Here is a 22,036-nt window from a genome sequence, read left to right on the forward strand (position 1 = left end):
CCTGTCTCTCTTCGTAAAGATGATTTGATTATTCTTTTCCTTCGATTGAAGCCCACTTGTAAGAGTAGTCCGCACCGAATGCGTGCTCAACGATATCCTTAACATATGGCTTCGTGAGGCGAGCCGATCCACGTTGGTAAACTGGCGAGATTGCGTTCTCTTCAAGAACGATTTTCTCTGCAGCTTGAAGGTCAGCCCAACGCTGTTCAGCATCTGTGCTTGATTTCGCAGATTCGATCAACTTATCGAATTCTTCATTCGACCACTTACCACGGTTGTATGGTCCGTCAGTGACGAAGAGGTCAACGAATGTCATTGGATCTTGGTAGTCAGGACCCCATCCAGCGAATGTGAACTCGAACTCACCTTTGTTCTCAAGGTCAAGTTTGTTGTTGAACGGTTGTTGTTTGATTGTAACCGTAATTCCTGGAAGGTTCTTCTCAAGCTCACCTTTGATGAACTCACCGATTTGCTTCGCAGACTCTGAGTCATAGTTGAGGAGCTCAAGTTCAACTTTGTCTGTTCCGAGCTCTTCAAGTCCAGCTTCCCAAAGTTCTTTCGCACGATCCACGTCATAGCCGCCGATGTCGCCGTTCGCTTCACGGAAGTCTTTGCCGTCAGGACCTGTTACGAAGTCTTTTGGTACGAGGTAGTTCGCAGGAATCGAACCGTTCGCAAGAAGCGTCTCTGAGATTGCTGCTTTATCGTATGCCGCGTCAATCGCGTTACGGATGTTTTGGTTATTTAATTCTTCAACAGCAGTGTTGAACTGGAGGTAGAAGAGTGTTGGTTCAACGACAGTTGAGAACTCTTCGCTGTCTTGATACTGGGCTACGAGTTCAGAAGTCAAGCCTGTGCGGTCAACGTCACCGTTTTCATACAAGTTAACACCTGTTGAAACTTCTTTAACGACTTTAACGTTGATTTCTTCAAGTTTAACTGTGTCAGCATCCCAATAGTCTTCGTTCTTGACCATCTTCCAGCCTTGCTCGCGCTCCCAGCTGTCGAGTTTGAACGGTCCGTTGTAGAGAGTCGTCTCTGCAGATGTACCGAAGTTCTCGCCTTGCTCTTTATCGAATGACTCGAGTTTTGGCATGAATACGCCGAAGCTAGTCAATCCGAGGAAGTAGTCAGCTGGTGCTGTCAATTTAACTTCAAGTGTTTGATCGTCGATTGCTTTAACGCCTACAGCATCGCGCTCGCCTTCACCTGTGTTGTACGCTTCTGCGCCTTCGATGATTGACATAACGTATGCATATTGTGATGCGTTATCTGGGTTGAGTACTTCTTTCCAAGCGTATTCGAAGTCATTCGCTGTGACAGGCTCCCCGTTTGACCAAGTCGCGCCTTCACGGATTTTGAACGTGTACGTTTTCCCGTCTTCTGAAACGTCGTGAGATTCAGCCATCCCCTCAGTCGGGTTGTCTTCTTCGTCCATGCGGTAGAGACCTTCGTTAACGTTGTTCAATACGTTGAACGATACAGCATCTGTTGCGAGTGTCGGGTTAAGTGAAGGAATATCTGAAGAATCGAGCAAGTTGAGGACTTGCGCTTCATCTGCTGAACCTTCGCCTGTTGATCCTTGTGAAGAATCCGTTTCTTCCCCTGTCGAACATGCAGCTAGGAATGCACTTGATAGAAGTGTAACCGATGATGCTAAAGCAAAACCTTTTTTCTTATTCATTGCGATGACCCCCTGATTTTTTCGTTTTAACGAAGTGAATGATGGTAGAAAATTCAGTCATTTCTTCTGACAGTATTTGTTACCAAAATCCCGTTGATGCAATAATACAATATTCTGATAATTTTGCAAAGTGTTTATTTTGATTTTTCTAAAAAATTTTATCTATAGTCTAAAAGCCCGCCTACAGTGGCGGGCTTTTAGCTCAATTTTCGTATTTTTTTGCAAAGGTTAGGACATATGAAGGACCGGTGACCGGATATCCGATATGGTCGTAACCTTTTTCGATCACATAAGAGCGTCCAGCTTGATAGATTGGCATAACAACAGCCTCTTCTAACAGCTGTGCCTCCGCTTCTCGGAAGATTTCATTTCGTTCTTCCAACCGATCCGTTGAGCGAGCCTGATCCATCAATTGATCATACGATTCGCTAGCATATCGACTCGAATTGAGGACATCGTTTGTTTCAAATTGAGTCAAATAGGCGGATAACATCGGATAGTCCGGTTGCCAGCCTGATAGAGAAAACGCATAATCCCCTGAGACTTCTTTCCTAACTTTTTCTCCTAAGGGGAGCTCGATAATGTTAACGGTCAAACCATCCAACTGTTCCAAATTCTTCTTTAATTTTGCGGAGATTTGACGCGCTTCGTCATCGACAAAGCTGAGCAGCTCGATTTCGAGTTCATCTTTCTTCAGCCGTTTCTTCACGGTGTCAAACAATTGGTCGGCGTTTCCTTCTAATTGTGCGATCGCATCCTCTTGGTCGATGACGAGTAATCGTTCTGTCGTCTGTTCCGCTCGCGCGAGTGAATCCTCGATTTCCGACCGCTCAAGCGTCAATGCGATGGCTTGTCGGAACGCTACATCATTAAACGGGGCTTTTTTAACATTCGGCTTTAAATAAAAGACTCCACTTCGTGGAACGTCCTGTACGTTCAAAATTTCCTCATCAATCGTGGAAACGTCAAAATCGTATGGGACGGGTTGCATCCCTGTCGCTTCCGTCAAGTTCGCTTCACTATTAATGGTAATCGTTTCAAGCGTGACCTGTTCAGCTTCTCGGTACGTTTCATTTTTATGTAACGAGATGGTCGTATCTCCGATTGCCTTGATTTTAAATGGACCGTTCGTCTCTAGCTCTTCCCACGCTTCCACATTTGGTTGAGGTAAAAATGCGGGCATCGCCAAAATCTGTTCGAACCCTTCCATCGGACGGACAAGAGTCAACTCGAGCGTCCGGTCATCGATTGCCTTGACCCCTAGCGTATCCGGTTCTTGTTGGCCAAGTCCGATTTCTTTTGCGGATTGAACATCTGCTAGTAAGAAGCTGAACGGTGAATTCGTATCAACGTCCACGAGTTTTTGGAAGTGATCGACGAATGTTTGCGCGTCAATCGCATTCCCTTCTGTCGTCACACTCTCTTTTAATGTGAATGTATAGACCGTTCCGTCTTCGGATCGCTCTAACTTCTCAACGAGCGCTGGTTCGATGGACCCGTCTGCTCCGAATCGATACAGGCCTTCATAGAGATGGGACAGGATTGTTTGAGATGACGGATCGATTGCTAGCATGACATCCGGCTGAGTCGGAAGTGACTCCCCGTAAATCGTCAATTGTTGTTCTTCTACTGGTACTGGTTTGCGTGACTGCTCTCGTTGTTCGTTCCAAATAAATAAAAAAAGGATAAGGACTGAACCTAACAAGGCGGCCACGATGAATGATTTCTTTTTCATTCGTTGCACTCCTTTCTGTTAGACCAACCCTTATACCCTAACCTTTTTTGTGTGTTTTTTCTACCGTCAGTTCATCACTTTTGCAAATGCGAGTGTCGCATTGTGGCCCCCGAAGCCGAGTGAGTTACTGAGTGCATAACGAATGTCAAGTTCCCGATTTCCTTCACGTACATAATCCAAATCACAATCTGCTGCTGGTGATTCGCAGTTAATCGTTGGATGAATCTTGCCTTCGTGAATCGATAATGCTGTGATGACGGCCTCGACGCCACCTGCACCACCAAGAAGGTGACCAATCATCGATTTTGATGAGTTGACGGCGAGCTTGTCAGCGTGTTCCCCGAACACTCGACGAATCGCTTTCGTCTCGAGCATATCGTTGAGCGGTGTACTCGTTCCATGCGCGTTGATGTATTGAACATCTTCTGGCGTGATTCCAGCATCACGAATCGCCTCACTCATCGCTTTTGATCCGCCCTCAGCTTCTGGTGACGGTGCTGTGATATGGTATGCATCCGAACTCATTCCATATCCGACAACTTCAGCGTACATTTTTGCCCCGCGTGCCAATGCGTGCTCATATTCTTCTAACACGAGCACCCCAGCTCCTTCACCCATGACGAACCCGTCGCGATTCTCATCGAACGGACGGCAGGCCGTGTTCGGGTCTGGATTCGTAGATAGAGCTTTGTTCGAACAGAATCCTGCGAACGAGAGTGGTGTAATTGGCGCTTCCGCTCCACCTGCGAACATAGCGATGGCATCTCCACGTTGAATGACACGGAACGCTTCGCCGATGGAGTTCGTCCCTGACGCACAAGCCGTCACGGAGCAGTTGCTCGGTCCTTTTGCTCCAAGATAGATAGATACTTGTCCGCTCGCCATGTTCGGAATCATCATCGGAATGAAGAACGGGCTGACGCGACGTGGTCCACGGTCATGCAAGATGGCCGACTGTTTGTCAATCGTCTCGACGCCACCAATTCCGCTCCCGATCCAAATCCCGACATCGTCCGCGATCGCTTTCACATCGAGTCCGCTGTCTTTATGGGCAGCGTCTGCCGCAAGTAAAGAATATTGGATGAAGGAATCCATCTTACGCGCTTCCTTCGGTTCGACTAAATGATCGATGTTCCATTCCTTCACTTCCGCCCCGACCTTGGCCGGATATTGACTGATGTCAATCTTCGTCAACGTATCAATCGCGTTTTCCCCTTTTAACAGGCGATCCCACATTGTTGAGACATCGTTTCCTAATGGTGATACGACTCCTAATCCTGTCACTACTACTCGTTTCATAAATGATTCCCCTCCGTAATGGTTGCGTGATTCCATGTCAGGCAGCTAGCCCCCCACGTGAGCCCAGCACCAAATCCTGCGATGACGACCGTTTGTCCATCTTGGATTTTGCCAGACTTGACCGCCTCGGCCAATGCGAGTGGGATGGAAGCTGCTGATGTATTCGCATGGTCTTGAATGGTCATGACAACTTTCTCTTCTTCTAAGTGTAAACGTTCCATCGCAGCGTCGATGATTCGACGGTTCGCCTGGTGTGGAACGAGGACATCAAGGTCCTCCAACGTCTTATCGGCTTTGTCCAGCGCCTCAAGCACGATTTCGGGCATCTTCCGAACGGCAAATTTGAAGACTTCACGACCGTTCATGACGATTTTACCTTCTTCATTTTCATACAGATGTTTGCCACCTGTCCCGTCACTTCCGAGCACAAGTGAGTCAATTGAAGCGATATCATCTTCCCCGAGCACGACAGCCCCTGCCCCATCTCCGAAAAGGACAGCCGTCGATCGATCACCCCAATCAATCAGACTTCCCATCTTCTCTGCGCCGATGACGAGCGTCTTTTTAAATCCTTTTGAATCCATGAGACTCTTCGCCGTGTCCATTGCGAAGATGAAACCGCTACATGCCGCGCTCACGTCGAACGCCACGGCGGCTTTCGCGCCAAGATTCGCCTGAACCACACATGCAGTTGCCGGGAAGGCTGGCGCCGTTGCTGTCGCACAAACGATGGCTTCAATGTCGTCGATCGTGACGCCCGCACTCTGTAACGCCCGTTCAGCAGCGCGTGTCGCCATATCTGCGACTGTCATATCTTCTTCAGCCAAATGACGTGCTTCGATGCCTGTACGAGTACGAATCCACTCATCGCTCGTATCCATTCGTTTTTCTAAATCGATATTTGTCACCCGATTGTCCGGTAAGAACGATCCGATGCCGATGATTCCAATATTCATATCGTCGACCCCTATTCTTAGTATCTGGTACTAATATAAGGGAATAAAAAGAGGATGTCAATGCATCCTCCTCGTGTTGACTGGATTAAGCTTGTTCTAAACGCTTCGTGACAGCCATGACCATCTTCGCAGAGTTGATCGATGCTGTCTCCAAAAACTCGTCGAATGACAAGTTCGCTTCTTCGTCTGCACTGTCTGAAATCGAGCGTGTGACGACAAAAGGAATACCAAACTGATAGCACGTTTGAGCGATCGGGGCAGCCTCCATCTCGACCGCTGCGACGCCGTCGAAATGACCGAGGATGTCCGTCACGCGTTTCGAATCGTTGATGAACGAATCTCCCGTCACAATCAATCCCTGATGTACATTCACGTCCGGCAAGTTTTCAATGACATCTTTACAGACGCTGACGAGTTTGGCATCCGCCTCATACGCTGGCGGCATACCTGGTACTTGTCCGTACTCATAACCGAATGCCGTCACGTCGACATCGTGATGACGAACTTCCGTCGAGACGACGACGTCTCCGACTTTCATCCCTTTTTTAAAACCGCCGGCAGATCCTGTGTTGATGACGACGTCCGGTTTGAACTTATCAATCAAAAGTGTCGTGCCGATGGCAGCATTGACTTTCCCGATGCCTGACTTCAAGATGACGACTTGCATGTTACCAAGATAGCCCTCATAAAAATGATAGTTCGCGATTTCAGTATCTACTCGTTCTGTCAACTCGTTCCGAAGTAGATTCACTTCTTCTTCCATCGCGCCGATGATGCCTACTTTCATTCCGTTTCCTCCTCAGAAAGAGAGCGACTTCCGAATAGGAGGTCGCTCAACAATTTATTTGATTTCTTTAATTTCGACGACCATGTCGCCACCTGGTGTTTGCACCGTGACCACATCACCAATCGTACGTCCAAGAAGTGCCTTGGCGATCGGTGATTCGTTAGAGATTTTCCCTGTGAACGGGTCTGCCTCAGCTCCACCAACGATTGTATACGTTTCGTCTTCATTATCTTCTTGAATGAAGAACGTTACCGTCTTCCCGATTGAGACAACCGAGTTATCGCCTGCATCATCTTGAATGATGACCGCGTTACGGAGCATTTCTTCTAATTGTGCGATGCGTCCTTCGACCATCGCTTGTTCTTCTTTCGCCGCGTCATATTCCGCGTTCTCTGACAAGTCACCGAAATCACGAGCAATCTTAATATTTTCAACGACTTCTTTACGGCGGACCGTCTTCAGTTCGTTTAATTCATGTTCGATCTTCGCTTTTCCGTCTAACGTCATATAGTGTTGTTTTTCAGCCATTTCTGTCACTCCTTCATTGTCTCCTAGTATATTACAGCTAGGGTTGAATTGAAAACGATTTATTTCCTCACGCGCGATTGCGCTCAGTGAGCACCCAACGGATTTTGGTCACGAGTAAATCGATCGCGACAAAGTTTTCTCCGCCTTCAGGAACGATGATATCTGCATACCGTTTTGTAGGTTCACAGAATTGTAAGTGCATCGGACGCACCACATTTGTATATTGGGCAACGACCGAATCGATTGAACGTCCACGTTCATTCAAATCACGCTGCATACGACGCAAGATTCGAACGTCCGCATCTGTATCCACGAATACTTTGATATCCATCAGATCTCGTAAACGTGCATCTTCGAGTGCCAAGATCCCTTCGACGATGACGACATCGACGGGTTCGATTAAAATGGTTTCACTTGAACGCGTGTGGGCCGCATAGTCATAGACCGGCTTTTCAATCGCCTGATGTTGTTGTAACTGTTGGATATGTTCGATCAACAAATCGTTATCAAAGGCGAAGGGGTGGTCGTAGTTCGTCTTGTACCGCTCCTCCATGGTCATCTCTGATTGATCCTTATAGTACGCGTCTTGCTCGATCATGACGACCGATTGACCTTGAAACGCATCGACGAGCGCGCGGGCCACGGTCGTTTTTCCTGATCCGGTACCCCCGGCCACGCCAATAATGACGGGTTTATGTTGCATCAAAGTTAAGTCCTCCTCATCGTAATTTACGACTGATTGCTAGGCCATCACCAAGGGGCAAAATTGCAGTATGATAATCGGTCCGTGCCATCAATTGCTCAGTAAACTGTTTCACGAGACGCACGAGCCGGCGTCGGCGTCGGTCTAAGACCGATACATCCTCTAGCAAGACGTCTCCTCGTAAAAACAAATTATCGCTGTAAATCGTACCACCAATTGGTACTAAAGCGCCATACCCATCAAAAAATTTTTGATATTGTCCTTTTGCCGCATCAATAAATACGGCATCGAATTCACCTTCAATCGTTCCAATCAATTCGACGGCATCGCCGTGAACGAGCGTAATACGATCGCGCACGTCCGATCGATTGATGAATTCCGTCGCCTCTTCGAAACGGCGAGCATTCCGCTCGATTGTGACGATTTCTGCATCGGGTAACAATTCTGCCATGCGAATGGCACTATAGCCGATGGCCGTACCCACTTCGAGGATTCGGGTCGGCCGTTGCATCGCCAGTAAGGAGAGCAGCACTTCCGAACCCGTCAAATCCATGATTGGGACGTGATGAACACGCGCGAACGCCTCCATCTCCGTCAATAGCGGGGAGCGGTCATTGATTAGTTTTTCTACATATCCCTCATAGGATGCATGGTCCACTCGTTCCACCTCTTAACTCTCTTCATTCAAACGACCGGAAGCATCCGCTTCCGGTCGTCCCATCAATTACTGTTTGCTTCTTCAAACGCTTCCCATTCGGAACGGTACTTATTGACGTTTTGTTGGTGATCCTCATAGTCGACTTCGAACAAGACTTCCCCGTTCGGGAACCCTTCACGTGGAGGGCGTGCGTAGAAGTAAATGTTCTCCGTGTCGTTCGGATTAAGCACCGCCTCAAATGCGTCACGGCTCACGGCCGCAATCGGTCCAATCGGGATGCCTTCGTAACGATACGTGTTATATAAGGAATCGTTCTCCAAGTCCGCGAATGAAGTGAAAATCGATGTTTCCCCCGTTCCGTACCAGACGGTCGGGTCAGATTGTAATTTCATTCCGTCGTTTAAGCGATTCTCGAACACGCCAGCAATCTCTTTACGGTCTTCCGTTGACACCGCCTCTTTCTCGACAACGGATGCGAGCGCGAGCGTCTCATGGAACGTACGTCCTGAATCGGCTAAACGACCTTTGTATTCTTGATACATACTTTCGGTTGGTAGTAACATCTCGTCGATGATTTCATTGAGCGTTACGCCTTTATTGAATTCATATGTGGCTGGGAACAGGTATCCTTCAAGCGGATGATAGATGCCTTCCTGCAATACTTCTTCCGTCAACATTTCATGCTCGTTTACGAGAGACTGAATGTATTCACGGTCGCTCAACTGCTCAGAAATCTCTTCTTTCGGGATTTCGGCCACTTTCGCAAGTCTCGCAATCACCTGATCAATCGTGAATCCTTCTGGAATGACGAGCTTGATATCAGGGACCACAATGACTTTACCTGTTTGCAACGTTTCAATCAATTCATCGATTGATTGTGACGGAGATAACGTATACGTCCCCGCCTGGAACGACGATTCGTTCTTAAAGCGTGTATAGAAACGGAAAATCGTGCTACTCCTTACAAGCCCATTCTCTTCTAGTAATTCACCAATGTATCCCGAACCAGCACCGAGCGGGACTTCAATCTCGACCGTTTCAGTCGAAGTTGGGTCAATCGGTTCGATGGAACGCTTCACAAAGACATATGTGAGCGCCGACCCTGTGGCGATGACGAGAAGGAAGATGGCCAGGATGACAACCGTGATGCGACGGACGATCCGGTTGCGGGCACGTTTCTCATCTGACATAGATGGATGATTCATGCATTTCTCCCCTGTTCTTTTTATAAAGAGAGGCGACGAGGGATGTTCCCTAGTCGCCCGTCCCCTATTTAGTCTAGACCGACTTCGTCATTGACGATGTCGAATGCTTCCATGACCTCATCGAAGTCTTCATCGTCTTCGACGAGCTTCAAGATGAATTCGCCATCTTCAAGTTCTTCAATTTCAAATGCGTATACTTCAATCGTATCTTCATCTTCTGTCTCTGGTGCGCCAACCGGTTCGAGTACGACAAACGTCTTTTTCGAACGGTCGCTCGTCATACGGAAAATTTCTGCAAATAAATGTTCGTCTCCATTTTCGTCTGGAATACGGTACATTTCTTCTTCACGACGGATTTCTGCCATGAGAGATTCCTCCTTATTTCCCGGAACGATCCAGGTAGTTTTGTAAAATCATCACGGCCGCCATCTTGTCGATGACCGCTTTTCTCTTTTTGCGGCTGACATCTGCTGAAATGAGCATCCGTTCCGCTTGCATCGTCGTTAATCGTTCATCCACCAACACGCAAGGTAAGCCTGTCTGTTCTGTGAACGCCTCGGCAAATGCCTCGGACGCTTCACCGCGCGGACCGACTGTTCCATTCATGTTTTTCGGGTGACCGACGACGACTTCTTTCACATCGTACTGCTCGATAAACGGACGAAGGAGACGGACGGCTTCATCAAAGTCAGGTTCGGTCCAGTAGACCGTCTCCACACCTTGCGCCGTCCATCCCATCAGGTCACTCACCGCGACACCAATCGTCTTCGATCCGACATCGAGTCCCATGACTCGCTTCATATTAATCCTCTCTACGATCGTTCAAATACGATTTGACCAACTCTTCGAGAAGTTCATCCCGCTCAATTTTGCGAATCAAGTTTCGCGCATCATTATGACGTGGAATGTAGGCAGGGTCACCTGACAGTAAGTATCCCACGATTTGATTGATCGGTTGATAACCTTTTTCCTCGAGTGCTTGATATACCGTAATCAGCGTCTCACGTGTGTTAGCACGTTGATCATCTTCTGGAAAATTGAATTGCATCGTGCGATCCATTTGGCTCACAAGAATCCACCTCTTTCCGTTTGCACTTCACACTCTATTATGCCAGTGATTCGACGTAATGTGAAGCAAACTTCAATGCTTCGTCCAGTTTTGTTGCATCACGGCCACCTGCTTGTGCCATGTCTGGACGACCGCCACCACCACCACCGCAGCGTGTCGCGACTTCTTTAATCAGTTTTCCGGCATGGAAGCCACGATCGTTCAAGTCTTTCGTCACACCTGCGACGAGGTTGACCTTCTCACCGTTCGCCGAACCAAGGATAATCACGGCAGAACCGAGTTTCCCTTTCAAGTCGTCGACCATACTGCGAAGGGCATCCATATCTTGTCCATCGACGCGTTTCGCAATCAATTGAACGCCACCAATCGTTTCGATTGCATCCGTTAATGAAGATGCCTCGATGTTGGCAAGCTTCGCTTTAAGCGATTCTGAAGCACGCTCGACTTCTTTGATTTCAGCTTGAAGTGCTTGAACGCGTGCAGGAACTTCAAGTGGTTTCGTCTTCAACAGTTTCGCTGCTGCTTCAAGCGTCTCGATTTGCTGGTTCATCACTTCGTATGCGCCAGCTCCTGTGACCGCTTCGATGCGACGTGTCCCGGCGCCAATCCCTGATTCAGACAAGATTTTAAAGAGTCCGATTTCAGCCGTGTTGGAGACGTGAATCCCACCACAAAGCTCAACCGAGTAATCACCTGCTGATACGACCCGAACGACATCACCATATTTCTCGCCGAAGAGTGCCATCGCACCTTTTGCTTTCGCATCCGCAATGTTCATTTCTTCGATGTCGACACCGATTGATGCCCAAATTTTCTCGTTCACTTGACGCTCAATCGATTGAAGCTCTTCAGGTGTCACTTGACCGAAGTGTGAGAAGTCAAAACGGAGACGATCTGGTGTCACGAGTGAACCCGCCTGGTTGACGTGCTCCCCGAGCGTATCTTTGAGTGCACGATGCAAAAGGTGCGTCGCCGTATGGTTTTTGACGATGGCTTGACGCGATGCCTGGTCGACAGTGGCTGTGACGGCTACTTCCGCTTTCGCCACACCTGACTCGACCGTGACTGTATGCAAGTTCTGTCCGTTTGGCGCTTTCGACACATCTTTCACGCGAAGAAGGAAGTCTTCTCCGACGATTTGTCCTTTATCACCGATTTGACCGCCACTCTCAGCGTAAAATGGTGTCTGATCGAGGATGACTTGTGCCTCTTCTCCTGCAGCGACGACGTCGGCGAGTTCGCCGTTGTGAATCAAGCTGATGATTTTTGCGTTCGTCTCAAGGTTGTTGTATCCGAGGAATGTCGATGGCATCGTGATGTCTGCAAGCACACCCGACTGAATCTGCATCGATTCCACGTCAGCACGCGCTTGACGTGCACGTTCACGTTGTTCATTCATCGCTTCTTTGAAGCCGTCCTCGTCGACCGTCATCTGATGGTCTTCTGCATATTCGATTGTCAATTCGAGCGGGAAGCCGTACGTGTCATAAAGACGGAATGCGTCTTGACCGCTGATGATGTTTGACCCAGCTGCTTTTTGTGCTTTTGCGACTTCGTTCAAAATCGCGAGACCGTCATTCAACGTTTCGTGGAAACGCTCTTCCTCGTTTTTGATGACTTTCTTGATAAAGTCTTTCTTCTCGTTCACTTGCGGGTAGAAGTCGACCATGATGTCACCGACGACGTCGACGAGCTCATACATGAACGGACGCTCGATACCAAGCATCTTCGCATAGCGGACCGCACGGCGGAGAAGACGACGGAGGACATAGCCACGTCCTTCGTTCGATGGGAGTGCCCCGTCACCGATTGCGAACGATACCGTACGGATGTGGTCCGCGATGACTTTGAACGCGACGTCCTTGCTGCTGTCTTGACGGTATACGTCGCCACTGATTTTTTCAGTTTCACGAATGATCGGCATGAAGAGGTCGGTATCGAAGTTTGTCGGTACGTCTTGAAGGACGCTCGCCATCCGTTCGAGTCCCATCCCTGTATCAATGTTTTTACGCGGAAGCTCTGTGTAGTTTCCGTGTCCGTCATGGTTATATTGGCTGAACACGATGTTCCAGATTTCAAGGTAACGCTCGTTCTCCCCACCCGGATAAAGTTCAGGGTCTGTCGGGTCGTCCCCGAATGCTGGACCACGGTCAAAGAAGATTTCCGTGTTCGGACCAGATGGACCTTCACCGATTTCCCAGAAGTTATCTTCTAGCGGGATGATGCGGTCAGCTGGCATGCCGAGGTTCAACCAAATTTGTTTTGACTCTTCATCGTCCGGGTGAATCGTGACGGAGAGACGGTCCGGATCGAGTCCGTACCATTCGTCGCTCGTCAACAGTTCCCAGCCCCATGTGATCGCTTCTTCACGGAAGTATTCACCGACTGAGAAGTTCCCGAGCATTTCGAAGAACGTATGGTGACGTGCTGTCTTCCCGACGTTCTCGATATCGTTCGTACGAATCGATTTTTGAGCGTTGACGATCCGTGGGTTCGCTGGGATGACACGTCCATCAAAATATTTTTTCAATGTCGCAACACCAGAGTTGATCCACAACAAAGTTGGGTCTTCGACCGGTACGAGCGAAGCACTCGGCTCCACGCTGTGCCCTTTTGATTTGAAGAAATCTAAGTACATTTGGCGAATTTGTGCGCCAGTCAATGATTTGAGCGGTTTCATGAACAATTCCTCCTTATTTCTGAACGAAACGAAAAAAAGCGATGCCTGCCCCTGTGGAAAGGGACGAAAGCATCGCTTCGTGGTACCACCCTCGTTCGCACGGTATACACCGTGCCTCGAACATCCGTTAACGTGGATGAGGCGCCCAGGTTGAGTGGGGACTCCAGAATAGCTTCGGTCGGCCGACCCCCATCTTCTCGCAGCCTAGGAAGATGTCTCTGTAGAGGCGGTGACGACGTACTCATTTCCTTCATCGTCTGTATCGTTTCAGTTGTCTATTCGTCATTATCACACGCGTTCGGAAAGACGTCAAGACTTCCCGCCTAAGCGCTCGACCAATTTTGTCCGTCGCACCGGTTCTTCTTCTCGCGTCGCCGCCTCGAGCGCACGCACGTCACCAAACAAGAGTAAACTCTTCTTCGCCCGAGTCACAGCTGTATAAATCAAGTTGCGCGACGATCGGAATCCTCCGTTGAAGAAGACCGGCATGAGCACGATTGGGAACTCGGAACCTTGTGACTTATGGATCGTGATGGCGTAGGCATGGGTGAACTGGTCCCATTCACTACGGTTGTACTCGACTTCTGTCTGGTCGAATCGGATATAAATCTTGTCGACCTTATCGACATTTTCCTTCGCGTAGAAGATGTTCGTGATTTCCCCGATGTCCCCGTTATAGACGTTCTCCTCGGCGTTGTTGACGAGTTGTAGCACTTTATCACCGTTTCGGTAAATGCGCGTCCCATGCTTCACTTCACGGGCACTTGATTTTGGATTGAATACGTTTTGAAGTGCTTCATTCAGTCCGTCAATTCCACATACCCCTCGATACGTCGGTGCGAGCACTTGAATATCAAACGGTGAATATCCTTTTCGGAGAGCCGCTCCTGCCATCTGACAAATCGCTTGAAGTGCCGTCTCCTGATTCGCCGTATAGAAGCGCCGGTCCGGCAGTGAAGCCAACAAATCTTCTGGCATCTTTTTGGCGTTCAAGGAATGGGCAAGTCGGAGGATGCTCGATTCCGACGCCTGACGGTGGACGACGTCGAGGCGGACGACCGGAATCCCTTCTGTCGCCATCAAATCGGCAAGTACTTGCCCCGGTCCGACAGACGGGAGCTGATCGCGGTCTCCAACGAACAAGATTTTCATGCCGTTCGGTACCGCCTTGAGCAAGCTTCGGAACAAGAAGATGTCAATCATCGACGCCTCATCGACGATGAGCACTTTCCCGACAAGCGGATTCGTCTCATCGACTTGGAACGAACTACCGTCGAACTTTAACAGCCGATGAATCGTCGAGGCCGGTAGCCCGGTCGACTCACTGAGGCGTTTCGCCGCTCGACCCGTCGGTGCGGCCAAGACGAACGGGAACGGTTGGTTCGGAACGGGTTCTAACTTCCAATCGAAGACATCGCTGAGTGCATGAATGATGCCTCGAACGACCGTCGTCTTCCCGGTACCCGGTCCACCGGTAAGAACCATGAGCGGTGACTTGAGAGCGAGTTCGATGGCTTCTCGCTGTTGAGTGGCATATTCAATCGAGAACATTTCCTCGACACGTCCGACCGCGTCAAAGATGGTCGTCATGTCCACGTCCTCTGTCGTCGATGTCGCCATGATTCGGGCCAACTCTTCTGCCGCCTTCCGTTCGGCACGGAAGACACGGGGATGATAGACGACCCCATCCTCGATGACGACCCGTTCTTCTTTAGCGAGCGATTCGAGCGCCGTGACGAGCGCATCACCCGGATCAGCCCCGATGATTCGAGGCATCTCGGCTTCGAGTTGTTCCGCCGTCACGTAGAGATGACCGTTCCCTTGCTCGAGTTCTAATACGTACAGCACGGCTGCCGCGATGCGTTCAGGATGAATGCCTTGAATCCCAAAATGTGCCGCGATGGCATCCGCCGTCTTGAATCCAATCCCCTGTACGTCGTACATGAGCGCATACGGATTCTTCTCAATCGTCTCCATCGCCCGTCCTTCATACTCTTTATGAATTTTCGAGGCGAGACGTGGCGTCACGTCGAATGGAGCGAGAAACAAAAGCAACTGATCGACCCCATATAAAACGTTCAGGCGTTCGGTGATCACACGCGCCTGCTTTTCTTTCAATCCGTCTACCTCAGACAGGATACTCGGATGTTTGACGATTTGATCGATACAATCGTCTCCAAGAGAATCCGCAATCTTTTGCGCCGTCTTTTGACCGATTCCGGGAAAAGACCCGTTCGTCAAAAAGCGGACGGCTGCACGTTTCGTCATCGGGACGACACGACGAATCCAATCCGCTTTCATCTGTTTCCCAAATCGAGGATGTTCGACGAGACGACCGTGCGCCTTATACGTCTCGCCCTTCTCAATGCCGACTCCGACGCCTGCGATAACCATCTCGGTCTCATCCGTCTCAAAATTCTTTTCTTTTATACGTACGAGCGCAATCGTATGCGCCTCTTCTTCTGATTGAAACAGGACGCGAATGACTTTTCCAGTCAACTCATAAGGTGTTGCCATCATATCCGACACCTCCAGCTATTTTTCCATCATCCATTATAGCCCGAGATGAATCGATTGAACAAATGCCCTAGTCGAATAGACTCAAGATTTGCTCGATTCGGTCGAGATCGACGACCTCCAAAATACGTATCAACTGTTCGATATCGACCCGGTCCAAAATGCGCTCAACCTGATCCAGGTCCACCTCTTCAATTAAACGCTGGATCCTATCCAAGTCACCAGACGCCTGATATGCCTCGAGTTTTGTGAAGAGCTCGGTCTTCTCGATGCGGATCGAGTCCTGAAGCATCCCCCTCGCCCCGAACAGGACGAGTCCGATGACCGCCAACTGAATCAACCAGTTCGTCACGACTTTCCAGAATGGAACGGTCTGATGGATGAACGGGATGAGCGGAATGAACGTTACTTGAAGGAGTAACATCCCGACTTGGACATATACGTTCGGAATGAGGAATCCGAGTACTGCCAAAATCAATGGAACGACCCAACCAATACCGACATGTTCAGATGTATGTTGCCAAGACTTTTGCTCACTGTATACATAGTGAACAGCCCATCCAACGAGAAGGAGCGCTACGAATAAAAGAAGGATTAACGTTAAGAGTCCACGTGGTTCAACGACCACTTGATATAAGATCGTATTCGTCCATTTCCCGTCTGCTAATCGTTCATTTACCGATTCAAATAATTGATTCAACCAGACGTACTCGACAATAAAAAACAAAATGACGCTGACCATGCTAAATTTTCGCAAGCCACTCGACCTCCTTCTATAGGTTGTCATTCCCCCACTTCAACACAGCTAGTCGCGTTTTTGATTTAAAGAAACGGGGAACTGTTCGAATGAAACATTGAAGGAGGAATCATCTATGGGCAAACGAATTCCAGTCAGCGGATTATGTGAACTCGTTTTAGAAGTGACAGACATGAACGAAGCCGTAGCCTTTTGGCATGAAAAATTAGGGCTTCCTGTCGTCGAACAATGGGTCGGAGACGATGCCGAACCGAGTGAATCACAAGAACAAGCGAACGAACCGTGGGCAACATGGCTCTATATCGGCGGGAACACACGGTTAGGTCTTTGGTTGAAACGCGACTTTACGGATGAAGAGGATGCGAATCGGAAACAAGACGTGACGGAATGGGACACGCTCTATGATGAAGGTGGCGTCCACGTCCACTGTGCGTTCTTCGTTCCGATGGAGTCGTTTGAACAGGCACTCGAAATCTTAGATGAGACCGATGTCCCTGTTAAACTTCGGATGTGGGACGAGGATGAGACGAAAAATGGGAAAGAACGCTCTGCGTACTTCAAAGACCCGAGCCATAACATCATCGAACTGTATACGAAAAATATGGACGAGGCGTACGGCGAGTTTGCCGGAGAACCCGTCAAAATCACAACGAAACAACTCTAATCGCGTCAACAAAAAAGTGCCATCGCTCAATCGTGATGGCACTTTCCTATTCAAGAAATCAGTTTCCAAGCAGTGCATCCATCTTCGCGACGGCGTCACGCGCAAGTTCATGATCCGGTTGCATCTCCAAGACGCGTTGAAGCTCAGCGTACGTTCGTTCCTGGTCACCCAAGAACGCATATGCGATTGCCAAGTTGTAACGGGCATCCGTATGGCTCGCATCGAGATCGAGCGTCTCTTCTAGCGCAACGACCGCCTCTTCGAGCTGTTCACTCTGTGCGAGTGCAAGTCCGTATTGGAACGTGATCTCCACGTCTTCTGGCGATTGTTTTTTCGCTTCACGCAGGCGTGGCATCGCTCGAACGAAATCACCCATCGCCTTATACGTCAACCCGAGCATGAAATGAAGATCAGCATCATCCATCCCAGAAAGGAGCGCTTGGCGAAGCGACGCCTCCGCTGACTCCAATTGCTCGAGTTCATAGGCAAGTGCACCTTTCGCGTAGTGAGCGGCACCGAACGAACCATCGAGCTCGATCGCCTTATCATAGAAGATGACGGCACGATCGTAATCGTTGATCGCCTGGAGCAATGTCCCCATGTTGACGAAACCAGTCGGGTCCGTCGGGTTCGCTTCGATGGCCTCATTGAAATGTTTGGCCGCCTGTTCGAATTCACCTTGCTGCATCGCTTGGATGCCTTGTTCGTTTGCGTTCATATCAATCACCTCATCCGATATAGTCGAGTCGTTTTCCGTTTCGATACGCTTCGTCAATCGTTGCCCCACCGAGACAGATGTCGCCATCATAGAAGACGACCGCTTGTCCTGGCGTGATGGCACGTTGTGGCTCATCGAACTTGACGAGGACCTCGCCATTTTCGAGCGGAGCGATCGTGACCGGGACATCTTGTTGGCGATAACGGAACTTCGCCGTCGCCCGGAACTCTCCTGATGAAGCAGCTCCCGTCCATGATAGTTTCGAAGCGAGCAGCGCATCTGAGTAGAGCGCGTCGTGATGGAACCCTTGTCCGACGAACAAGACGTTGTTCTCAACATCTTTCCCGACGACGAACCAAGGATCACCGTCGCCACCGATTCCGAGACCGTGACGTTGTCCGAGTGTATAATACATCAACCCGTCGTGACGTCCTTTGACGACGCCATCGAGCGTCCGCATTTCACCAGGCTGTGATGGAAGGTATTCCGACAAGAATTCTTTAAAGTTCCGTTCACCGATAAAGCAGATTCCCGTCGAATCTTTCTTCTTCGCCGTCGCGAGTCCTGCCTCTTCGGCAATCGCACGTACATCTTTCTTGTCCATATGACCAATCGGGAACATCGTCCGCGCGAGCTGGTCTTGTGACAATTGGTTCAAGAAATACGTTTGGTCTTTGTTGTCGTCTTTTCCTCGTAACAGACGATGCTCACCATCAACATATTTCACTTGCGCATAGTGTCCGGTCGCTACAAAATCGGCACCGAGTCGAAGCGCATGGTCGAGGAATGCTTTGAATTTGATTTCTTTGTTACACATGACGTCCGGGTTCGGCGTCCGACCGAGACGATATTCCGCTAAGAAATATTCAAAGACGCGGTCCCAATATTCTTTTTCAAAGTTGACCGCATAGTAAGGAATCCCGATTTGGTTCGCCACGGCGATGACGTCTTCATAGTCCTCTGTCGCCGTACACACACCGTTCTCGTCCGTGTCATCCCAGTTTTTCATAAAAATTCCGATGACGTTATACCCTTGTTCTTTTAACACATGGGCCGTCACCGATGAATCGACGCCACCTGACATCCCGACGACGACCGTCGTCTCTTCAGGGGCTTTCGTGCGTAAATTCATCTATCTCACTCCGTTCATAAATGTCGAGACGACTTCTTCTAGTCGCTCCGCGAGCCGTTTCGCGTCCTCGACCGAGTTACCGTGGCCAAAACTGATTCGAACAGACTGACGCGTCCGCTCTGAATCCCCGTACATCGTCGACAATACATGGGACGGTTCGACCGACCCCGCCGTGCAGGCGCTCCCGCTCGAAATCGCCATGCCCCGCATATCCATCATGATGAGGAAAGGTTCAAGGTCAATTCCAGGGAGGTATAAGTTCACGATGTGAGGTAAACGATTCGACCCGTTCACCTCATAAGTTACGCCTAGTTCGTCAAGACGTTGACGCAGTGCCAAATCGAGCGAAGCATAGAGAGTCACTCGGTCCTCACGCTCTGCCATGACGAGTTCAGCTGCTTTTTGGAATCCGACGGCACCCGGAACATTTTCCGTGCCGGCTCGACGTTTACGTTCTTGTTGTCCACCAAAAGAACGTGACGCTAATTTTACACCTGTTTTCATGAAAAGAAAACCGATACCTTTTGGCCCATTCACTTTATGTGCGGACGCCGACAATAAATCGACATGAATACGTTTCACATCAATTTCTTCTGTACCGAGCGCTTGTACCGCATCCGTATGGAAGAGAGCCTGATGGTCTTGTAACAACTCCCCGATTTCTTGAATCGGTTGGCGCGTTCCGACCTCGTTGTTGCCGTACATAACCGATACGAGAATCGTATCCTCACGTAACGCTGATCGGAACGTTTCTATATCTACAGCTCCCGACTCATCAACATCGAGATACGTGACGTCGAAGCCCTCGCGCTCAAGTTGCTCCATCGCGTGAAGAACGGCGTGATGTTCGACTTTTGTCGTGATGATATGTTTGCCTTTTTCTTGATGGGCATACGCCGCACCCAACAAAGCATAATTATCTGACTCCGTCCCACCTGACGTAAAGACGATCTCGTTCGGTGAAGCACCAATCCACTTTGCGAGGACGCGACGTGACGAATCGAGCGCCGCCCGGGCGTTACGTCCAATTCCGTGGATGCTCGACGCGTTCCCGTACGTCTCTAAAAAGTAGGGTGTCATCGCTTCGAGGACTTCTGGTCGCATCGGTGTCGTCGCAGCGTGATCAAAATAGTTCATCTAAAGTCACCTCATTATTAAATATAAAACATGTAGCCGTCTGACTCTTCCTCAGCGAGGTCAGCGAGTGTCGTTTCATCAAGGACGGTATCAATTGCTTCTTTGATTTTATCCCAAAGCTTCCGTTTCACCGCATCATCTGCTTCAGATTCTTCGACGATGGCCAGCGGTCCTTCGAGCAAGCGAATGATTTCACCCGCTGTCACTTCTTCTGGCGGTTTGACGAGCTGATAGCCGCCATACGCACCACGCACGCTCTTGACGAGTCCACCGTTACGGAGTGGGCCGATTAATTGCTCTAAGTAATGCTCTGGCAATTCATGTCGTGCCGCAATCTTTTTTAAACTGAGCGGTTTGTTATCAGTCTCGCGTGCCAACGCAATCATAATCGTCAAGCCATAACGGCCTTTAGTAGATATTTTCATCTTCAAGTCTCCTTCTGTTATACTAATCGAACAAACGTTTGTCGAAAGGAATGGTTACGTATGCCTGATTTATTTCATCAATCGAATGGCGGACCGCTCGCCAATCGGATGCGCCCCGAAACATTAGATGACGTTATCGGACAGCGCCATATCATCGGCGAGGGCAAGCTACTTCGTCGTGCCATCGAAGCCGATCGACTTGGTACGATTATCCTATATGGTCCACCTGGCACCGGTAAGACGACACTTGCCCGTGTTATTTCGAATTACACGAAAGCGACATTCGTCCAATTGAACGCCGTCACAGCAAAACTCGATGAATTGCGGAACGTCATTCGTGAAGCGGAGTCCCGCTTCGACTATGAAGACGAACGGACGATTCTCTTTTTAGATGAGATCCACCGGTTCAATAAGCTCCAACAAGACGCACTCCTTCCTGCCCTTGAGTCTGGAAAGCTCGTCCTCATCGGAGCGACGACAGAAAACCCGAGTTTTGAAGTAAACGCCGCACTCCTGTCACGCGCGACCGTGTTTCGACTCGAGCCACCTGGTGCTGAAGAGTTACGTGCCGTCCTTGAGCGGGCGCTACACGACTCACGTGGTCTCGGAAATTATCCGGTCAAAATGGATGAAGCTGCTGCAGACCATTATATCAAAATGGCGGATGGTGACTACCGTGTCCTGTTGAACGCACTCGAACTCGCCGTCTTGACAACGCCTGAGGTGGACGGAGAGATTCATATCACGCTAGAGGTCGCGGAAGAGTCGATTCAACAGAAGTCAATCAAATACGATAAGACGGGCGACCGACATTACGATGTCATTTCGGCGTTCATCAAATCGATTCGGGGGTCTGACCCGGATGCCGCGCTATACTGGCTAGCCGTCATGATTGAGGCTGGCGAATCTCCGCGATTCATCATGCGTCGTTTATACGTCCATGCCGCCGAAGATATCGGAATGAGCGACCCGAACGCACTTCTCATCGTCGATGCAGCAGCACGAGCGAGCGAGTACATCGGTTTTCCAGAAGCTCGCATCCCAATCGCAGAAGCCGTTCTCTATTTGGCAACCGCTCCAAAATCAAATGCGGTCATCACCGCCATCGACAAGGCGCTTCACCACGTCCGCACAGTCGAGGGAGGCCCTGTGCCCGTACATCTCCGGGATGCCCATAGTCCAGGAGCACGTGAACTCGGGAACGGGGTCGGATACAAGTATCCACATGACGAAAAAGACGGGTTCGTCCCTCAAAACTATTGGCCAGAAAACTTGGCTAGAAAACGACCAAATTACTATAAACCGACGCCACGTGGATTCGAGCAACAAATCCAAAAACGGCTCGATTATTGGGAAAAACGACGCGACTCGAAATGAGCCAG

The 22,036-nt window shown here is 49.5% G+C and carries 21 protein-coding genes; 2 read left to right on the forward strand and 19 right to left on the reverse strand.

The genetic code is table 11. From position 1 onward, the window contains the following. Positions 1–28: 28 nt before the first annotated feature. From KOG47_RS08885 to KOG47_RS08955, 15 genes are all read right to left on the reverse strand, one after another. On the reverse strand, positions 29–1,684 hold the full coding sequence (locus tag KOG47_RS08885) for a peptide ABC transporter substrate-binding protein (RefSeq protein ID WP_196430462.1): 1,656 nt from the start codon (positions 1,682–1,684) through the stop codon (positions 29–31). Between the two features lie 202 nt (positions 1,685–1,886). Beyond that, positions 1,887–3,419, reverse strand: coding sequence for a peptide ABC transporter substrate-binding protein (locus tag KOG47_RS08890; RefSeq protein ID WP_074037433.1), 1,533 nt, complete (start codon positions 3,417–3,419; stop codon positions 1,887–1,889). Between the two features lie 66 nt (positions 3,420–3,485). Continuing rightward, on the reverse strand, positions 3,486–4,718 hold the full coding sequence (gene fabF / locus KOG47_RS08895; protein WP_196430460.1) for a beta-ketoacyl-ACP synthase II: 1,233 nt from the start codon (positions 4,716–4,718) through the stop codon (positions 3,486–3,488). Continuing rightward, entirely contained in the window at positions 4,715–5,674 is a 960-nt protein-coding gene (locus tag KOG47_RS08900) for a beta-ketoacyl-ACP synthase III (protein ID WP_196430459.1), read from the reverse strand. The genes fabF and KOG47_RS08900 overlap by 4 nt, the downstream gene beginning before the upstream one ends. An 85-nt stretch (positions 5,675–5,759) precedes the next feature. Continuing rightward, positions 5,760–6,461 (reverse strand): 5'-methylthioadenosine/S-adenosylhomocysteine nucleosidase, encoded by a 702-nt coding sequence (mtnN, locus tag KOG47_RS08905; protein ID WP_196430458.1) that lies wholly within the window; start codon positions 6,459–6,461, stop codon positions 5,760–5,762. A 54-nt stretch (positions 6,462–6,515) separates the two neighbouring features. Next, positions 6,516–6,989, reverse strand: a complete 474-nt coding sequence (gene greA, locus KOG47_RS08910) for a transcription elongation factor GreA (protein ID WP_015881202.1) — start codon at positions 6,987–6,989, stop codon at positions 6,516–6,518. Between the two features lie 67 nt (positions 6,990–7,056). Next, positions 7,057–7,692 (reverse strand): uridine kinase, encoded by a 636-nt coding sequence (udk, locus tag KOG47_RS08915; protein WP_015881201.1) that lies wholly within the window; start codon positions 7,690–7,692, stop codon positions 7,057–7,059. 16 nt (positions 7,693–7,708) lie between these two features. After that, positions 7,709–8,350 carry an O-methyltransferase gene (locus KOG47_RS08920; RefSeq protein WP_074037439.1) on the reverse strand — a complete coding sequence of 214 codons (642 nt, stop codon included), beginning with the start codon at positions 8,348–8,350 and terminating at the stop codon, positions 7,709–7,711. A 62-nt stretch (positions 8,351–8,412) separates the two neighbouring features. Continuing rightward, positions 8,413–9,555, reverse strand: coding sequence for an endolytic transglycosylase MltG (gene mltG, locus KOG47_RS08925; protein WP_084543099.1), 1,143 nt, complete (start codon positions 9,553–9,555; stop codon positions 8,413–8,415). 68 nt (positions 9,556–9,623) lie between these two features. Then, positions 9,624–9,920, reverse strand: coding sequence for a DUF1292 domain-containing protein (locus tag KOG47_RS08930; RefSeq protein WP_015881198.1), 297 nt, complete (start codon positions 9,918–9,920; stop codon positions 9,624–9,626). A gap of 13 nt (positions 9,921–9,933) precedes the next feature. Next, on the reverse strand, positions 9,934–10,356 hold the full coding sequence (gene ruvX / locus KOG47_RS08935; protein WP_015881197.1) for a Holliday junction resolvase RuvX: 423 nt from the start codon (positions 10,354–10,356) through the stop codon (positions 9,934–9,936). A 1-nt stretch (position 10,357) separates the two neighbouring features. After that, a complete protein-coding gene (locus KOG47_RS08940) occupies positions 10,358–10,624 on the reverse strand; it encodes an IreB family regulatory phosphoprotein (protein WP_015881196.1) in 267 nt (88 codons plus the stop codon). 37 nt (positions 10,625–10,661) lie between these two features. Then, the gene (gene alaS, locus KOG47_RS08945; RefSeq protein ID WP_215244090.1) at positions 10,662–13,304 is read right to left on the reverse strand and encodes an alanine--tRNA ligase; all 2,643 of its coding nucleotides are present in this window, start codon (positions 13,302–13,304) and stop codon (positions 10,662–10,664) included. A gap of 309 nt (positions 13,305–13,613) precedes the next feature. Next, positions 13,614–15,821 carry an SF1B family DNA helicase RecD2 gene (recD2, locus tag KOG47_RS08950; RefSeq protein ID WP_251131822.1) on the reverse strand — a complete coding sequence of 736 codons (2,208 nt, stop codon included), beginning with the start codon at positions 15,819–15,821 and terminating at the stop codon, positions 13,614–13,616. 70 nt (positions 15,822–15,891) lie between these two features. Further along, a complete protein-coding gene (locus tag KOG47_RS08955; protein ID WP_074037442.1) occupies positions 15,892–16,578 on the reverse strand; it encodes a hypothetical protein in 687 nt (228 codons plus the stop codon). 115 nt (positions 16,579–16,693) lie between these two features. On the opposite strand from KOG47_RS08955, the gene KOG47_RS08960 reads away from it, so the two are divergent. Beyond that, positions 16,694–17,242 (forward strand): VOC family protein, encoded by a 549-nt coding sequence (locus KOG47_RS08960; RefSeq protein WP_074037443.1) that lies wholly within the window; start codon positions 16,694–16,696, stop codon positions 17,240–17,242. Positions 17,243–17,300: 58 nt separating this feature from the next. On the opposite strand, the gene KOG47_RS08965 is transcribed toward KOG47_RS08960, so the two are convergent. From KOG47_RS08965 to cymR, 4 genes are read right to left on the reverse strand one after another with little or no spacing between them, the layout of a single operon-like run. Continuing rightward, positions 17,301–18,083 carry a tetratricopeptide repeat protein gene (locus KOG47_RS08965; RefSeq protein ID WP_244150745.1) on the reverse strand — a complete coding sequence of 261 codons (783 nt, stop codon included), beginning with the start codon at positions 18,081–18,083 and terminating at the stop codon, positions 17,301–17,303. After that, positions 17,971–19,092 (reverse strand): tRNA 2-thiouridine(34) synthase MnmA, encoded by a 1,122-nt coding sequence (gene mnmA / locus KOG47_RS08970; protein ID WP_074037444.1) that lies wholly within the window; start codon positions 19,090–19,092, stop codon positions 17,971–17,973. The genes KOG47_RS08965 and mnmA overlap by 113 nt, the downstream gene beginning before the upstream one ends. After that, positions 19,093–20,229: a cysteine desulfurase family protein gene (locus KOG47_RS08975; RefSeq protein WP_215244092.1), complete on the reverse strand. Its 1,137-nt coding sequence runs from the start codon at positions 20,227–20,229 to the stop codon at positions 19,093–19,095. A 17-nt stretch (positions 20,230–20,246) separates the two neighbouring features. Further along, complete coding sequence (gene cymR / locus KOG47_RS08980; protein WP_074037447.1) at positions 20,247–20,654, reverse strand: cysteine metabolism transcriptional regulator CymR; 408 nt, start codon at positions 20,652–20,654, stop codon at positions 20,247–20,249. 60 nt (positions 20,655–20,714) lie between these two features. Here cymR and KOG47_RS08985 point away from each other — a divergent pair, with 60 nt between their 5' ends. Continuing rightward, the gene (locus tag KOG47_RS08985) at positions 20,715–22,031 is read left to right on the forward strand and encodes a replication-associated recombination protein A (protein ID WP_074037449.1); all 1,317 of its coding nucleotides are present in this window, start codon (positions 20,715–20,717) and stop codon (positions 22,029–22,031) included. Positions 22,032–22,036 lie beyond the last annotated feature (5 nt).

Origin of the sequence: Exiguobacterium sp. s121 (assembly GCF_018617245.1) — a bacterium.
Classification (GTDB): Bacteria; Bacillota; Bacilli; order Exiguobacteriales; family Exiguobacteriaceae; genus Exiguobacterium; species Exiguobacterium profundum.

What these genes read in the sequence shown, in the direction of transcription:
- KOG47_RS08885 (WP_196430462.1), bottom strand. Translation starts at nt 1,684, where the DNA reads ATGAATAAGAAAAAAGGTTTTGCTTTAGCATCATCGGTTACACTTCTA.
- KOG47_RS08890 (WP_074037433.1), bottom strand. Translation starts at nt 3,419, where the DNA reads ATGAAAAAGAAATCATTCATCGTGGCCGCCTTGTTAGGTTCAGTCCTT.
- fabF (WP_196430460.1), bottom strand. Translation starts at nt 4,718, where the DNA reads ATGAAACGAGTAGTAGTGACAGGATTAGGAGTCGTATCACCATTAGGA.
- KOG47_RS08900 (WP_196430459.1), bottom strand. Translation starts at nt 5,674, where the DNA reads ATGAATATTGGAATCATCGGCATCGGATCGTTCTTACCGGACAATCGG.
- mtnN (WP_196430458.1), bottom strand. Translation starts at nt 6,461, where the DNA reads ATGAAAGTAGGCATCATCGGCGCGATGGAAGAAGAAGTGAATCTACTT.
- greA (WP_015881202.1), bottom strand. Translation starts at nt 6,989, where the DNA reads ATGGCTGAAAAACAACACTATATGACGTTAGACGGAAAAGCGAAGATC.
- udk (WP_015881201.1), bottom strand. Translation starts at nt 7,692, where the DNA reads ATGCAACATAAACCCGTCATTATTGGCGTGGCCGGGGGTACCGGATCA.
- mltG (WP_084543099.1), bottom strand. Translation starts at nt 9,555, where the DNA reads ATGAATCATCCATCTATGTCAGATGAGAAACGTGCCCGCAACCGGATC.
- KOG47_RS08930 (WP_015881198.1), bottom strand. Translation starts at nt 9,920, where the DNA reads ATGGCAGAAATCCGTCGTGAAGAAGAAATGTACCGTATTCCAGACGAA.
- ruvX (WP_015881197.1), bottom strand. Translation starts at nt 10,356, where the DNA reads ATGAAGCGAGTCATGGGACTCGATGTCGGATCGAAGACGATTGGTGTC.
- alaS (WP_215244090.1), bottom strand. Translation starts at nt 13,304, where the DNA reads ATGAAACCGCTCAAATCATTGACTGGCGCACAAATTCGCCAAATGTAC.
- recD2 (WP_251131822.1), bottom strand. Translation starts at nt 15,821, where the DNA reads ATGGCAACACCTTATGAGTTGACTGGAAAAGTCATTCGCGTCCTGTTT.
- KOG47_RS08960 (WP_074037443.1), top strand. Translation starts at nt 16,694, where the DNA reads ATGGGCAAACGAATTCCAGTCAGCGGATTATGTGAACTCGTTTTAGAA.
- mnmA (WP_074037444.1), bottom strand. Translation starts at nt 19,092, where the DNA reads ATGAATTTACGCACGAAAGCCCCTGAAGAGACGACGGTCGTCGTCGGG.
- KOG47_RS08975 (WP_215244092.1), bottom strand. Translation starts at nt 20,229, where the DNA reads ATGAACTATTTTGATCACGCTGCGACGACACCGATGCGACCAGAAGTC.
- cymR (WP_074037447.1), bottom strand. Translation starts at nt 20,654, where the DNA reads ATGAAAATATCTACTAAAGGCCGTTATGGCTTGACGATTATGATTGCG.
- KOG47_RS08985 (WP_074037449.1), top strand. Translation starts at nt 20,715, where the DNA reads ATGCCTGATTTATTTCATCAATCGAATGGCGGACCGCTCGCCAATCGG.